We start from the raw sequence: 13,559 nt of genomic DNA on the forward strand, positions 1-13,559 counted from the left end.
CAAAACGGGAATGCATCAGTTGTTTTTATGGCATGGCCGGCACGCCGCCGGCCCCCTGTGCGCTCAATGGCCGCCGGCCAGGCTGGCGCCAACGCTGTAGCGGGCGATGCGCTGGTAGTTGCCGGCCAGCTCGGGCGGCCGGGGCAGGCCAGGATGGCGCCGCACATGTTCGAGGATGGCGCTTTCGTGCTGGCGTATCTGCGCGTCCAGGCAGGCGATTTGCTGGCACAGCAGGGCGTGCAGCGCATGCTGGCCGGCCTGCAGATGCGCACCGAGGCGCGCCGATTCCTGCTGGCGCACGCCTTCCATCGCGTGCAGGCGGCGCAGCCACAGGCGCAGTTCCACATAGGCGGGCGAGGGCGGCGTCCAGCGCGCGGGGCGCCTGTGCGCGCAGTAGTTGGCCAGCACCACGGCGCTGTGCGCCGCGTCATCGGGCAAGCCATGGCTGCGGATATATTCCTCCAGCTGCGCTGGCTGGGCATCGCAGACCAGCATGCCCATGTCCGCCAGCATGCGGGCTGGCGCCTCGCTGAACGGCATATCGAGGCGCATGCAGACGCGCAATCCCATGACGGGCACGTCGTTCTTTTGCAGCCAGTTGCGCAGCCAGCGGTAGCCGGCCACGTCGTTTTCCAGCACCTTGCACAGCACTTCGCCGCCCGAGAGCAGCACGGCTTTCAGCAGCAGCTTGCTCGTTTCGATGCCGACGAAGGCGCTTTCCCCTTTGCTTGCGTGTTCCATGATGAGTCCCCCTGTGCAGTCTTATACGCAGCGCTGGCGCGTTTGGATGCAGTCTCGATGCACTTCATCCAGGAAATAGCTGGAAAGACTGTTGCATAGTCGCCTATGGCGTCTTCCTGCCCCTCTGCAAGGGAAAAAATCCGTGTAAGCTGGCGCCATGACGACTGTTTCCATACCCCATACCGATGTGGCCGGAGAGCCATTCCCCGCAGCACGTTTCATTAAAGAAATAGGACGCGGCAAGAACGGCGCGCGCAGCATGACGCGTGACGATGCCCATGCCCTGTACCGCGCCATGCTCGAGGGCCGCGTGTCGGACCTGGAACTGGGCGGTATTTTGTTGTCGATGCGCATCAAGGGCGAATCGGTCGACGAGATCGCCGGCTTCCTCGACGCTGCCGAAGCATCGTTTGCACCGCTGGCCGCGCCGGCCGGTGAATTCGCACCGATCATCATTCCCAGCTACAACGGCGCGCGCAAGATGGCGAATTTGACGGCCTTGCTGGCGCTGCTGCTGGCGCGCGCGGGCGCACCCGTGCTCGTGCATGGCGTGACCAGCGATCCGGGCCGCATCACCACGGCCGAAGTGCTGGCCGCGCTGGGCGTACCCGCTTCCGCGGACCATGCGCAAGCCGAGGCCGCCATGGCGCGCGGGGAGGCCGCCTTCCTGCCCATCGAGGCATTGGCGCCGCGCCTGGCGTACATGCTGTCGCTGCGGCGCGTGCTGGGCGTGCGCAATTCCACGCATACCCTGGTGAAAATCATGCAGCCGTTCGCCGGCCCGGCCCTGCGCCTGGTGTCGTACACGCACCCGGAATACCTGGAAATGCTCGGTGAATATTTCCTGACCGCCGCGGATCCCGCGCGCGGCGACGCCTTTCTGATGCGCGGCACGGAAGGCGAGACGGTGGCCAACGCCAACAAGGCGCAGCAGATCGACTGGTTCCATGGTGCCCAGCGCACGGTGCTGGTGGAAAAGCAGTTGCTCGTGGAAGAGTTGCCACATTTGCCGGCCGAGCGCGATGCGGCCACCACGGCGGACTGGATCGCGGCCGTGCTGCGCGGCGAGGTGCCCGTGCCGCCATCGATCGCCGGGCAGGTGGAGCAATGCCTGATGGCATCACGACAGATTGCAGCACGGCCGCGCTAGCCGCGTCGCCGCAGTTTACAATGGCGTCTTTGTAATCAGCGGCGACCGGAATTCTTATGGCAAAACAATTTGATGTGGCAGTGATCGGCGCGGGCGCGGCCGGCATGATGTGTGCGGCTGTTGCCGCCCAGCAAGGCAAGCGCGTGGTGTTGATCGATCACGCGGCCAAGCTGGCCGAAAAGATCCGCATCTCCGGTGGTGGGCGGTGTAATTTCACCAATATTAACGCCACCCCGCAAAATTTCCTCTCGGAAAATCCACATTTCTGCAAGAGTGCGCTGTCGCGCTACACGCCGCAGGATTTCCTCGCGCTGGTGAAAAAATACCGGATCGGCTACCACGAGAAGCACAAGGGCCAGCTGTTTTGCAATGAATCGGCCGAGCTGATCATCGACATGCTCAAGGACGAGTGCGCCGCTGGCGGTGTGCACTGGCGCATGCCGTGCAAGATCGACAATGTTGTCCAGCAAGCGGATGGCGGCTTCGTGCTGCAGACCGATAGCGGCGACATCGAGACGGCCAGCATCGTCATCGCCACGGGCGGCCTGTCGATCCCGAAGATCGGCGCCACGGATTTTGCCTACCGCATCGCCAAACAATTCGATCTGACGATGGTCGAACCGCGTCCGGCCTTGGTGCCGCTGACGTTCGATGCGGCCAGCTGGGCGCCGTTCGCGGAACTGTCCGGCATCGCCCTGGAAGTCGATGTGGAAACGGGCAGCCTGAAAGGCCGCAAGGCAACGGGCGCGCGTTTCCGCGAAGACTTGCTGTTCACGCATCGCGGCCTGTCGGGCCCGGCGATTTTGCAGATTTCCAGTTATTGGCTGCCAGGCGAACCCATCGTCATCAACCTGCTGCCGGAAGTGGACGTGGCGCAAACCTTGATCGAAGGCAAGGGCACCCTGAAGAAGCAACTGGGCAATATCGTCGCGCAATGGCTGCCGCAGCGCCTGGCGGACTGCCTGCTGGCCGTCAACGGCCTGGCGCCGGACGCGCGCATCGCCGACATGCCCGACGCGCAGCTGCGCAAGCTGGGCCAGGCCATCAATGCCTGGTCCATCGTGCCGAACGGGTCCGAAGGCTACCGCAAGGCGGAAGTGACGCGCGGCGGCATCGATACGCGCGAGCTGTCGCAGCAGACCATGATGGCCAATAAAGTGCCGGGCCTGTACTTCATCGGCGAATCGGTCGACGTGACGGGCTGGCTGGGCGGCTACAACTTCCAGTGGGCCTGGGCTTCGGGCGTGGCGGCAGGTATTGCCTTGCAGTAAGCTACTCTGTAAGATGGGGTTCTGGCGCCCGGTGCGCCACCCCGGTGCGTGGTTTACGCCACATTCCGGCAGCGACCGCAGGCTGCATGCCGCACGCAAGTGGGGGAGGGGCTTCCCTTTCCGAATAAAAGCTGCTACTATCTATCTCTTCCTATACACCACCTCAACGGTTTGAATTTTACATGACCACTATTCGCCTTAAAGAAAACGAGCCGTTCGAAGTCGCAATGCGTCGCTTCAAACGCACCATCGAAAAAACGGGTCTGCTGACCGAATTGCGCGCACGCGAATTCTACGAAAAGCCAACAGCTGAGCGCAAGCGCAAGCTGGCAGCTGCTGTCAAGCGTCATTACAAACGCATCCGCAGCCAACAACTGCCGAAAAAATTATTCTAAGACTGTTCAGTCAGAACCAACCCGGGTAGTTCGGCGCATTGTTCGCCACGGGTTTTGTTTTGATTCGCCTGGAGTGATACTTCAGATGAGTCGCATACCCGCTCCGGTTCGCCGCAGCGGGTTTTCGCTTTTGTGGCCGCCTGCTTAGCCTGCGCGCACGAGCATCTAGCCCCATTACCACTTACCAACACGAGGATTGCCATGAGCTTGAAAGAACAAATTACCGAAGACATGAAAAACGCCATGCGCGCCAAGGAAGCGGGCAAGCTGGGCACGATTCGCCTGTTGCTGGCGGAAATCAAGCGCAAGGAAGTCGACGAGCGCATCGAATTGACGGATGCCCACGTGACGGCCATCGTGGAAAAGATGATCAAGCAGCGCAAGGATTCGATCACCCAGTTCGAAGCCGGTGGCCGCGCCGACCTGGCTGACATTGAAAAAGCCGAGCTGGTGCACCTGACGGGCTACATGCCTGCCGGCCTGTCGGACGAAGAAGTAGCGGCCGAAGTGGCTGCCGCCGTGGCCGCCTCGGGCGCCGCTGGTCCGCAAGACATGGGCAAGGTCATGGCCATCGTCAAGCCGAAGCTGGCCGGACGCGCCGACATGACGGTAGTATCCGCCCTGGTCAAGAAAGCCTTGACGCCGGCAGCGTAAGCAACAATAGTAGCAAGGGCTGCTAGCCGTCGCGCTGGCAGCCTGTTAACCAGCCCACACGTTGACCTGGCTCAACCTCAGGCCACGTGCGGTAGTATAGTCTGACCTATAACAAGACCCGCCCTAGCCAGTGATACCTCAATCCTTCATTTCCGATTTGCTCAACCGCGTCGATATCGTCGATGTCGTGGGGCGCTATGTGCAACTGAAAAAAGGTGGCGCCAATTTCATGGGCTTGTGCCCGTTCCACAGTGAAAAATCGCCCAGCTTTACCGTCAGCCCCACCAAGCAGTTCTATCACTGCTTCGGCTGTGGCGCGCATGGCACCTCGATCGGCTTCCTGATCGAGTACTCGGGCATGGGCTTTGTCGACGCCGTCAAGGACCTGGCGCAGAACGTGGGCATGGTCGTACCGGAAGCGGATGACAAGATTCCGCCGGCCCAGCGCGCGCAGATCCAGGCGCAAAGCCTGGCCCTGTCCGACGCCATGACGCAGGCGTGCGATTACTACCGCGGACAATTGCGCCACGCGCCGGAAGCCATCGCCTACCTCAAAAACCGGGGCTTGACGGGCGAAGTGGCCGCTCGCTTCGGCATGGGTTTTGCTCCCGGTGGATGGGACAATTTACGCTCCGTCTTCCCCGATTACGACGTGGTGGCCCTGGCCGAGGCCGGTCTCGTGATCGACAAGGTCGATGAAGAGGGCAACAACCGCAAGCGCTACGACCGTTTCCGCGAACGCATCATGTTCCCGATTCGCAATACCAAGGGGCAAGTGATCGCCTTTGGCGGCCGCGTGCTCGACCATGGCGAACCGAAATATCTGAACTCGCCGGAAACCCCCTTGTTTTCCAAGGGTTTCGAACTATATGGGCTGTTCGAGGCGCGCCAGGCCATCCGCGACGCCGGCTACGTGCTGGTGACGGAAGGTTATATGGATGTGGTTGCCTTGGCGCAAATGGGTTTCCCGCAGGCGGTGGCCACCTTGGGCACGGCGTGCACGCCCACCCACGTGCAAAAACTGCTGCGCCAGACCGATAACGTGATTTTCAGCTTCGATGGCGACAAGGCTGGCCGCCGCGCCGCCCGCCGCGCGCTGGAAGCGAGCCTGGCCCACGTGTCGGACAATAAAACCATCAAATTCCTGTTCTTGCCGTCGGAACACGATCCGGACAGCTATATCCGCGAATTCGGCGCCGAAGGGTTTGAACAGCAAGTGCATGAAGCCATGCCGCTGTCGCAGTTCTTGCTGAAAGAAGTGTCGGGCGAGCATGATCTGTCGGAACCGGAAGGGCGCGCCCGCGTGCAGTTCGACGCCAAGCCGCTGCTGCAACTGATGGCGCCATCGTCCCTGCGCCTGCAGATCGTGCGCGGGTTGGCGCAGCTGACGCAGTCCACGCCGGCCGAGATCGAAGCCCTGTTCGAGCTGGCGAAACCCGTTGCCGTGGCGCGCCGCGCGCCGCCGAAATCGGGCCGCCCCGTGCCTGTCGGTCTGGAATTGAAGATCATGCGCATGCTGGTAGCGCATCCGCCGCTGACGATGCGCATCGACGAGGCCGCCCTGGCCGCCTTCCAGCACCTGGGGCCCGATGCCGCGCACAGCCTGGGGCAGCTGGTGGCCGTGGGCCAGGCCTTGGGCGAGCACGGCAGTTTTGCCGCGCTGGCGCAGCAGTTGAAGGAGCTGGGCAGCGAATACGACGAGATCATCGGCGAGATCGCGGCCGGCACGGAATCCGATTACGACAGCGAATTGTCGTGGCTGGTAAGCACCATCCGCGAGATCAAATTGAATGCCTTGAAGGCGGAATTGCAGCAATTGTTTGCGTCGGGTTTGCCATCCGAGAAAATTGGTGTACGCTACCGCGAAATCATGCAGGAGCAAGGGGCGCTGGAGCGCGAGCGCGATGCCGAGTTGGTGAATCGCTAACCTTGTCTTGAGGGTATGGCGCGCACTGGAAAAACATTTTTCGCGTGCTATAATTAAATGCTAAGTATTGTGTGCTTTGGCAAGCTAGTTCTGTTTCGTAAATAGTATTTGTTTTCAGTAAGTTAGGCTCTTGATCGGCGCGGTGGATCGTGTCGGCAGCCAGGGCCAACAGGCGCTTTCGGCGTTGCGGGCAAGGCTCGCAGACGCTGGCAAGCCGCGCCAGGCTCTCGCTCCCAACGCGGTCGATGCAGGAATTTTTGCCGAGGCGGCTGGCAACAGCCGGTGGACAGGAATTGCTGCGCTTCCCGCGGATCGTGGCCGATGAGGTGTAAGTAACGTAACAGTGTCGAATTTGCGTAGTCGGCAGGTTCGAAGATGGTGGTTCCCGCAGGTAGACAGGGAACTGGCAGCAAACTTTATCCTAATCCACCGTAAAGCAAGTCGTTGTGTAATCGAAAGCGCCTGTGCCAATCAAGAAACCCGAATCCAAAGCGGCTGTAAAGCCCACTAAAGTTACCACGAAAGCCGAAAAGGCGCTCGACCGGCCAGAAGCGCGCGTCACCAGCGCGCCCGTGGTCAGCCAGACCACCGACGCCGCCACCCTGGCCGCGATCGATACGTCCGGTTATGTCTTGCCGTCGGTAAAAGTGCCAGGCCGCCGCGGCCGCAAGCCAAAAGAATTCCAGCCAGAAAATGATGAAGTCGCCGCCCTGAACGCCGTCGAGCGGGCCGAACTGAAGGCCGTCGACAAGGCCAAGGCCAAGGATCGCAAGGCGAAAGAGCGCGCGCTGCTGAAGGACGCGTTCTCGTCCGACACGGAAGCGAGCGAGGAAGAACTCGAGCGCCGGCGCCAGAAACTCAAGACCCTGATCAAGTTCGGCAAGGAACGCGGTTTCCTGACCTACGCGGAAATCAATGATCACTTGCCCGAAAACATCGTCGATCCGGAAGCCATCGAAGGCATCATCGGTACCTTCAATGACATGGGCATCGCCGTCTACGAGCACGCGCCTGATGCGGAAACGTTGCTGCTGTCCGATAACGTTGCCGTTGTCACCAGCGATGACGAGGCGGAAGCGGCGGCCGAGGCCGCATTGTCGACCGTCGACTCCGACTTCGGCCGCACCACCGACCCCGTGCGCATGTACATGCGCGAAATGGGCTCGGTCGAGCTGCTGACGCGCGAAGGCGAGATCGAGATTGCCAAGCGCATCGAAGATGGCTTGAAAGACATGATCCAGGCCATTTCCGCCTGTCCCGTGACGATCGCCGAGATCATCGCCGCCGCCGACCGCATCGCCAACGAAGAGATCAAGATCGACGAAATCGTCGACGGCCTCGTCGATGAAAACGAACCGGTCGCCGCGGCCCCTGTCGTCGCCGCGCCTGTCGAAGAAGATGAGGAAGAGGGCGAAGCGGAAGAAGAGGAAGTCGAAGAAGAGGAAGAGGCGAGCGCTTCGGGCGCGGCCGGTTTCTCCGCCGAGCAGCTGGAAACCCTGAAACGCACGGCGCTGGAAAAATTCGCCATCATTTCGCAGCAATTCGACAAGATGCGCCGCGCCTTCGAGAAAGAAGGCTACAACTCGAAACCTTACGCCAAGGCGCAGGAAGCCATTTCGCAAGAGTTGCTGGGCATCCGCTTCACGGCCAAGGTCGTGGAAAAGCTGTGCGACACCCTGCGTGGCCAGGTCGACGAAGTGCGCCATATCGAGAAGCAAATCCTCGACGTGGCCGTGAACCGCTGCGGCATGCCGCGCGCCCACTTCATCAAGGTCTTCCCGGGCAATGAAACCAACCTCGACTGGGTCGATGGCGAAGTCAACGCAGGACACGCGTACAGCGCCATCCTGGGCCGCAACATTCCGACCGTTAAGGAACTGCAGCAGCGCCTGATCGACCTGCAAGCGCGGGTTGTCTTGCCGCTGCCGGACTTGCGCAACATCAACCGTCAGATGGCGGCCGGTGAAATGAAGGCGCGCAAGGCCAAGCGTGAAATGACGGAGGCCAACTTGCGCCTGGTCATTTCGATCGCCAAGAAATACACGAACCGCGGCCTGCAATTCCTCGACCTGATCCAGGAAGGCAATATCGGCCTGATGAAGGCTGTCGACAAGTTTGAGTACCGCCGCGGCTACAAGTTCTCGACGTATGCCACCTGGTGGATACGCCAGGCCATTACGCGCTCGATCGCCGACCAGGCGCGCACGATCCGCATTCCCGTGCACATGATCGAGACGATCAACAAGATGAACCGGATTTCGCGCCAGATCCTGCAGGAAACAGGCGCGGAACCCGATCCGGCCACCCTGGCGATCAAGATGGAGATGCCCGAGGACAAGATCCGCAAGATCATGAAAATCGCCAAGGAACCGATCTCGATGGAAACGCCGATCGGCGACGACGACGATTCCCACCTGGGCGACTTCATCGAGGACAACAACACCCTGGCGCCGGCCGACGCGGCCCTGCACGCGTCCATGCGCGGCGTGGTCAAGGACGTGCTCGATTCCCTGACGCCACGCGAAGCGAAAGTGCTGCGCATGCGTTTCGGCATCGAGATGTCCACCGACCACACGCTGGAAGAAGTGGGCAAGCAATTTGACGTGACGCGCGAGCGCATCCGCCAGATCGAAGCCAAGGCGCTGCGCAAGCTGCGCCACCCATCGCGCTCCGACAAGCTGAAAAGCTTCTTGGAAGGCAACTAGAAGCCAATAGGGCTTGACGTACGCCCCTGATACCCCTATCCTCGCGTGTCCGTTTCCAAAACGGCCGCGCGAGGCGGGCATCAACAGCGCCGCCACGCCGCAGTCCCCTGGGCCTCTAGCTCATGCTTGGTTAGAGCAGCGGACTCATAATCCGTTGGTGCCGTGTTCGACTCACGGGAGGCCCACCAGAATTTCGCAATATTAGAACAAGCCCCGGCGGGTAACTGCTGGGGCTTTTTTATGCGCGTGACAGTCACTGCAAGGTTTTGTCGTTTGGATGGGCTGGTTCTGGCTTCGTCACTAATTTCATCTTATAGCGGTGCGGAGTGCATAGGAGGTGCTGTGTACTTTGCCTGCAGTTGAACTTGTATTTGCAATTAAGTACGCTACAGGTCATTATCGTTGTTCAATGCGGCTATGTTTGGGCTTGTGTCTGAATGGCGGACCTGCCCCCGCCACCCGTGCGCATAGATTTTCAGATGGCCAGTCGCTTGCAGTTGAACGTGACTGAAATTAACGGGAGAATATTGCCATTTTTATGGTTAGTGTCGTTTTTATTTTATAAAGGAAAAGGTTATTGCATGGCATTTATAAATAACTCAGAGTTGCAGCCTGTCACAGAAATTTCTTCTTCCATTCAGCAAGCTTGTGATGACTACATTAATTACCTTAAATTCATCCTTCAGCCAACAAAGAAAGATATTCAGTCGAAAATTAGCGAGAATAAAGTTTCACTTCATCAGGTTTTTAGTGCAAATTTAATTTTGGCTCATAGTGTTGATTATTTATTAGCTATTCGAGTTGCAGCTGGTATACCGAAAGACCGTGGAGCTTTGGTCAGATCTTTTGATGAAATGTTTTCGATAGATGGAGCCTATCTGAGTAACAAAAAAATGGAGTTAATAGACGCCATAAATAACGCACTGAAACATATTCGCATTGACCAAAATCGCTACAAAAGCTTAGGCGAACGCTATGGACAAATTTCCTTCCAAAGTCTAGTAGAAGATGAAGGACGCGTGATGTGCCACTTAGAGAACTACCGGTTTGATTATTGCCGCGTAGTGCTTCTACCGGCTTTAAAAGCATTGACTAGTTGGGATTTTGAAGAAGCAGAAGATGTATTGCTGTTTGCCAAAGGTGAGATGATCGTTGAAGCGTGGCATATTTCAGATACTTATGATCCTGATGACCCCTCCACAGCACTTGATAGAATGATAGAAATATGTACCTCTCCATGTAAAAACTGTGAAGAAGAAGCTGAAGAATGCCGTTGTTCCGAGTATGTTTTTGCAGGAGATAAAGGACAATTCAAACCACTTTATGCTGCTTCTAAGGGGGAGTTTGAAGAGTTGATGGGCCAAATATCTCCATCGTATAGCAGAACATAATCTTTCATGGGCTAAGTAGCCCTCAACAATTTTTTTTGATTTCTAGCTTGCACAATCGGCGCGCTGGAAGGCAGCGGGAGCCCTACGCGGCCCCTTGATCGCTTCCACTTCTGTTCGCTATAAGTTCACAATAATTTCCTGAGGATTACTTCGTACCCGCAGTATTTAAACTTTAGCTTTCTGTTCCAAGTAATCTAGCTGAGGCTGCAAACGTGCAAACGTCTGTCCGTGTTCGCCATTCATGGGCGAGGTGTATGTGCCCTCAAACTCCAACGCAGCCAAGACGAATCGAACGACAAGTTCGCGAGTCAGTCGAACATGCACCATGAGATCCTCCCCTTGATTTTTGGGAGAATATTGTCCTTGGTGGACGATGAGGTCGCGTGCGCGCTTTGCGTTACCCAGCGCCTTCTCCGAGATTCCATCCATGGGGACGCCCCAACGCCTTGCCAGGATGTAGATCTTGTCTTTCAATGTTCTACGGTTGAGATCTTCCAGCTTTGCGAGCATCGTGCTAATTTCTTCCTCGATTGTTTTCTTTGTGGCGCCGAACTCTTCGAGCTTGAGTCGCGCTGCGTCTAAGAGTGTATTGCGTAACTGCTTGAACAGCTTCTCGTTTCGTAACGTCAGATCGGTTTTCGATAGATTTGCGGTTAGTAGATTTTCCAATACAGTCATCGCCGACGTGAGCTTGGCCTCTCGATATTCCGCAGACATCGTGAACCATTCGATAGCGATTTCGATTTTTTTTGCGCGGCCGGTTTCGAAAAAATGCGACGCCACCGCCTGTCGAAAAATTGGCGCGTAGCCAAATGGTGTGAACGCCCCCGACCCATGGTTGGCTTGGTTGGCCACTACCCTTACCGCCAGTTCCGTTTTGTCATTACACACTGTTTTAACTATCGGAGCGACCAGGCGCGCTCCACGAGCGAACGACATAACGGATCGAACATGCTTGAACAGACCATCGACCTCGCTTCGCCATGAGTCGAAATCAACATTAGTTGGCGGACCTTGGATGAGCAGGGCTCCGGTCAGCAGCTCTTTTTCCGACGCCTTCAATGTCATTGGGCCTCGCAGTTCTATCGTACCCAACCGACAATCTGCCGAAACGGTGTGGATGCAATCGAAACCACGTAAGAGAGCCGTCACGCTGGGAATTGCACCTAGAATGCCGGGTAGTATGATTTTGCACTCCGAACACCAAATCGTTGGCATCATGGTTGCCGGTGCTGTATCCGAGATGAACGGTTTCAACGAACTGATAATGATTGCGGTGCTGTGAAATGTCGAGCCATCTCGTGCTTCTCCGGTGAGTGTGAAGTCGAAAAAACGTTGTGCTTTACTTTGCTCACCCCAAGCGTCGGCGATGAATTTTGTGGACATATCCCATGGCATCCTGTCTAGAGTAAGTTTGGCCACACCTTTTTTTGACAATTCAACCGAGAATTTTACGAACACGTGTTGGCCATGCAAATCCAATTTACCGGAAAACCTCTTTGGCTTCATATACCATCGATTCATTACATTTCCCCTGTTGTGTGTGAGGTGAACTGCTCTTACGACGCCCCCGTGATTTGACGCCCAGATTGGACGACTAGTCTTTGTGACGTAGCACTTTTTTGCTAGCACGCTGTTAAAATTGAATTCCACTTTTAATGATTGAAAATATGGAAAATGATGCCGTTTTGATACAGTTGGAGCCTCATGATATCGCAAGCGTTGTGAGAACGTGGAATACCGAACACGTCAATAAATACCTTGCGTGTGGATGGCTTATAACTGCCCTTGTAAAACAGCAAACTGGTCCGGATAGTTATTCGCTTGATTACCATCTCGGCTGGCCCAGGAAACTTGGTACGCCACTTAAGCCTGACCTCGGTAAAGATTTTGGGAGTTTTTTTTCGTCGGAAAACAAGGCGTCATCGGATGCCGTGGAAGGGCCAGATGCTCCTTTTTAAGGGGTCTTAACTTATGTGGACGATGCTTTGTCTCAGTCGAGAGAGTGCTCTCGTTGCTGGCCGCCTTGAAAGTGGGAAATTGGGAAAAGGGCGATTTGAGGCCCGCTAGGGCTGGAGCGAAGCGGAACCCTTTTTGTGTCACGGTGGCATGTAGGAGCGCTTTGGCCGGTCGTCCCGGCCAGCGACGATGCCATCCGGTTGTTGGCAGTTGAGATTCACTCTTCTTTTGTCCATTTTTTTGTCCATAATATAGACGATCAATGACTACAACTGAGGGGGGGCTGGCTTCATAACCTATTGATTTCATTCTCATTGACGATTAGTGAGGGTTTGCCATACGCACTCATAATCCGTTGGTGCCGTGTTCGGCTCACGGGAGGCCCACCAGAATTTAGCAAGAATAGAACAAGCCCCGGCGGGTGACTGCCGGGGCTTTTTTCGTGCTGTCGTACAATCGCGGCTTGGTGCTTTGATGAAGGATGAAACAAGATGACGGCTGAAGTAAAAATTGACGATATCGTGGTCGGTGATGGCAAGGCGGCGGCGCGTGGCGCGCTGATCACGGCCCACTACCGGGGCTGGCTGGAAGATGGGACTGAATTTGACTCGTCGCACAAGCGGGGTGAGCCTTTCCGCAGTGTGTTGAGCAATAACAAGGTCATCCAAGGCTGGATTTTGGGTTTGCACGGCATGCAGGTCGGCGGCACGCGCAAGCTGTGGGTGCCGGCGGCGCTGGCGTATGGCGAGCGGCAGGTGGGGTTGATTCCGCCGCATTCCAATTTGACCTTCGAGATTGAGTTGCTGGAAGTGCTGACGCGCGATTGATGTCTGGATGGTGTCATCAGGCAGATACAACGCCGGCTTTTTTCAGCAGCAGCTGCTCGACATCGGCGCGCAGCGTCTGCTGCGTGGGGAAGGTGGCATAGCGCAAGGTCACGTAGCCGGCCAGCCTGAGCATGGCGTCGCGCTCCTTGTCCTGGCGTTCGCGGCCGGCGTGGCTGCTGTCGTCGAGCTCGATGACGGCGAGCACATTCAGTTGCTTGCTGCACAGAACAAAATCGGCCACCTTGCGGTCGAAACGGTTTCTGTTGGCCCATCCTTTCGCCGTCACCAGCGCGGAAAACGCCACTTGCGCCAGCACCGTGCATTCCGGCAATGCCGTCTGCAGCAAGTGGTACATCTGCTGCTCGCGCGCCGTCATCACGGGTTTTCTGTGCAGCCTCAGCGGCTTGCGCGACTTGGCCGTCTGGCGCGTGGCCAGCATGGCAAAGAACAGGATCAAGGCCGCGATGGTGAGCAGGACGGTGTAAGACGGCATGGATTGGCACCAGAATGGACGAATCCTGATGGTACGCGAACGGCGG

12 protein-coding genes and 1 tRNA gene are annotated in these 13,559 nt (G+C 57.4%); 10 read left to right on the forward strand and 3 right to left on the reverse strand.

Annotated elements, in window-relative coordinates:
- Positions 1 to 63: 63 nt before the first annotated feature.
- Entirely contained in the window at positions 64 to 741 is a 678-nt protein-coding gene (locus HWE17_RS01265; RefSeq protein ID WP_176387493.1) for a hypothetical protein, read from the reverse strand.
- A gap of 157 nt (positions 742 to 898) precedes the next feature.
- Here HWE17_RS01265 and ybiB point away from each other — a divergent pair, with 157 nt between their 5' ends.
- From ybiB to HWE17_RS01305, 8 genes are all read left to right on the forward strand, one after another.
- The gene (gene ybiB, locus HWE17_RS01270; RefSeq protein ID WP_176387494.1) at positions 899 to 1,891 is read left to right on the forward strand and encodes a DNA-binding protein YbiB; all 993 of its coding nucleotides are present in this window, start codon (positions 899 to 901) and stop codon (positions 1,889 to 1,891) included.
- 56 nt (positions 1,892 to 1,947) lie between these two features.
- On the forward strand, positions 1,948 to 3,162 hold the full coding sequence (locus tag HWE17_RS01275; RefSeq protein ID WP_099401496.1) for an NAD(P)/FAD-dependent oxidoreductase: 1,215 nt from the start codon (positions 1,948 to 1,950) through the stop codon (positions 3,160 to 3,162).
- Positions 3,163 to 3,344: 182 nt separating this feature from the next.
- Positions 3,345 to 3,557, forward strand: coding sequence for a 30S ribosomal protein S21 (gene rpsU, locus HWE17_RS01280; RefSeq protein ID WP_008451879.1), 213 nt, complete (start codon positions 3,345 to 3,347; stop codon positions 3,555 to 3,557).
- 201 nt (positions 3,558 to 3,758) lie between these two features.
- Positions 3,759 to 4,211: a GatB/YqeY domain-containing protein gene (locus HWE17_RS01285; protein ID WP_034746974.1), complete on the forward strand. Its 453-nt coding sequence runs from the start codon at positions 3,759 to 3,761 to the stop codon at positions 4,209 to 4,211.
- 130 nt (positions 4,212 to 4,341) lie between these two features.
- Positions 4,342 to 6,138 (forward strand): DNA primase, encoded by a 1,797-nt coding sequence (dnaG, locus tag HWE17_RS01290; RefSeq protein ID WP_176387495.1) that lies wholly within the window; start codon positions 4,342 to 4,344, stop codon positions 6,136 to 6,138.
- 464 nt (positions 6,139 to 6,602) lie between these two features.
- Positions 6,603 to 8,843, forward strand: coding sequence for an RNA polymerase sigma factor RpoD (rpoD, locus tag HWE17_RS01295; RefSeq protein WP_034779848.1), 2,241 nt, complete (start codon positions 6,603 to 6,605; stop codon positions 8,841 to 8,843).
- A 109-nt stretch (positions 8,844 to 8,952) separates the two neighbouring features.
- Positions 8,953 to 9,031, forward strand: a tRNA-Ile gene (locus tag HWE17_RS01300).
- A 315-nt stretch (positions 9,032 to 9,346) separates the two neighbouring features.
- Positions 9,347 to 10,234 (forward strand): hypothetical protein, encoded by an 888-nt coding sequence (locus HWE17_RS01305; protein ID WP_217916668.1) that lies wholly within the window; start codon positions 9,347 to 9,349, stop codon positions 10,232 to 10,234.
- A 165-nt stretch (positions 10,235 to 10,399) separates the two neighbouring features.
- Here the strand turns inward: HWE17_RS01305 and HWE17_RS01310 are convergent, their stop codons facing one another.
- A complete protein-coding gene (locus tag HWE17_RS01310; RefSeq protein ID WP_176387496.1) occupies positions 10,400 to 11,758 on the reverse strand; it encodes a hypothetical protein in 1,359 nt (452 codons plus the stop codon).
- Positions 11,759 to 11,904: 146 nt separating this feature from the next.
- On the opposite strand from HWE17_RS01310, the gene HWE17_RS01315 reads away from it, so the two are divergent.
- Both HWE17_RS01315 and HWE17_RS01320 read left to right on the forward strand, forming a co-directional pair.
- Positions 11,905 to 12,195 (forward strand): hypothetical protein, encoded by a 291-nt coding sequence (locus HWE17_RS01315; protein ID WP_176387498.1) that lies wholly within the window; start codon positions 11,905 to 11,907, stop codon positions 12,193 to 12,195.
- A gap of 489 nt (positions 12,196 to 12,684) precedes the next feature.
- On the forward strand, positions 12,685 to 13,020 hold the full coding sequence (locus HWE17_RS01320; protein ID WP_176387499.1) for an FKBP-type peptidyl-prolyl cis-trans isomerase: 336 nt from the start codon (positions 12,685 to 12,687) through the stop codon (positions 13,018 to 13,020).
- A gap of 16 nt (positions 13,021 to 13,036) precedes the next feature.
- Here the strand turns inward: HWE17_RS01320 and HWE17_RS01325 are convergent, their stop codons facing one another.
- Positions 13,037 to 13,513, reverse strand: a complete 477-nt coding sequence (locus tag HWE17_RS01325; RefSeq protein WP_176387501.1) for a DUF2726 domain-containing protein — start codon at positions 13,511 to 13,513, stop codon at positions 13,037 to 13,039.
- Positions 13,514 to 13,559: the final 46 nt, after the last annotated feature.

Source organism: Janthinobacterium sp. BJB401 (assembly GCF_013372745.1).
GTDB lineage: Bacteria > Pseudomonadota > Gammaproteobacteria > Burkholderiales > Burkholderiaceae_D > Janthinobacterium > Janthinobacterium rivuli.

What these genes read in the sequence shown, in the direction of transcription:
- HWE17_RS01315 (WP_176387498.1), top strand. Translation starts at nt 11,905, where the DNA reads ATGGAAAATGATGCCGTTTTGATACAGTTGGAGCCTCATGATATCGCA.
- HWE17_RS01325 (WP_176387501.1), bottom strand. Translation starts at nt 13,513, where the DNA reads ATGCCGTCTTACACCGTCCTGCTCACCATCGCGGCCTTGATCCTGTTC.
- rpsU (WP_008451879.1), top strand. Translation starts at nt 3,345, where the DNA reads ATGACCACTATTCGCCTTAAAGAAAACGAGCCGTTCGAAGTCGCAATG.
- HWE17_RS01265 (WP_176387493.1), bottom strand. Translation starts at nt 741, where the DNA reads ATGGAACACGCAAGCAAAGGGGAAAGCGCCTTCGTCGGCATCGAAACG.
- HWE17_RS01310 (WP_176387496.1), bottom strand. Translation starts at nt 11,758, where the DNA reads ATGAATCGATGGTATATGAAGCCAAAGAGGTTTTCCGGTAAATTGGAT.
- HWE17_RS01285 (WP_034746974.1), top strand. Translation starts at nt 3,759, where the DNA reads ATGAGCTTGAAAGAACAAATTACCGAAGACATGAAAAACGCCATGCGC.
- ybiB (WP_176387494.1), top strand. Translation starts at nt 899, where the DNA reads ATGACGACTGTTTCCATACCCCATACCGATGTGGCCGGAGAGCCATTC.
- HWE17_RS01275 (WP_099401496.1), top strand. Translation starts at nt 1,948, where the DNA reads ATGGCAAAACAATTTGATGTGGCAGTGATCGGCGCGGGCGCGGCCGGC.
- HWE17_RS01320 (WP_176387499.1), top strand. Translation starts at nt 12,685, where the DNA reads ATGACGGCTGAAGTAAAAATTGACGATATCGTGGTCGGTGATGGCAAG.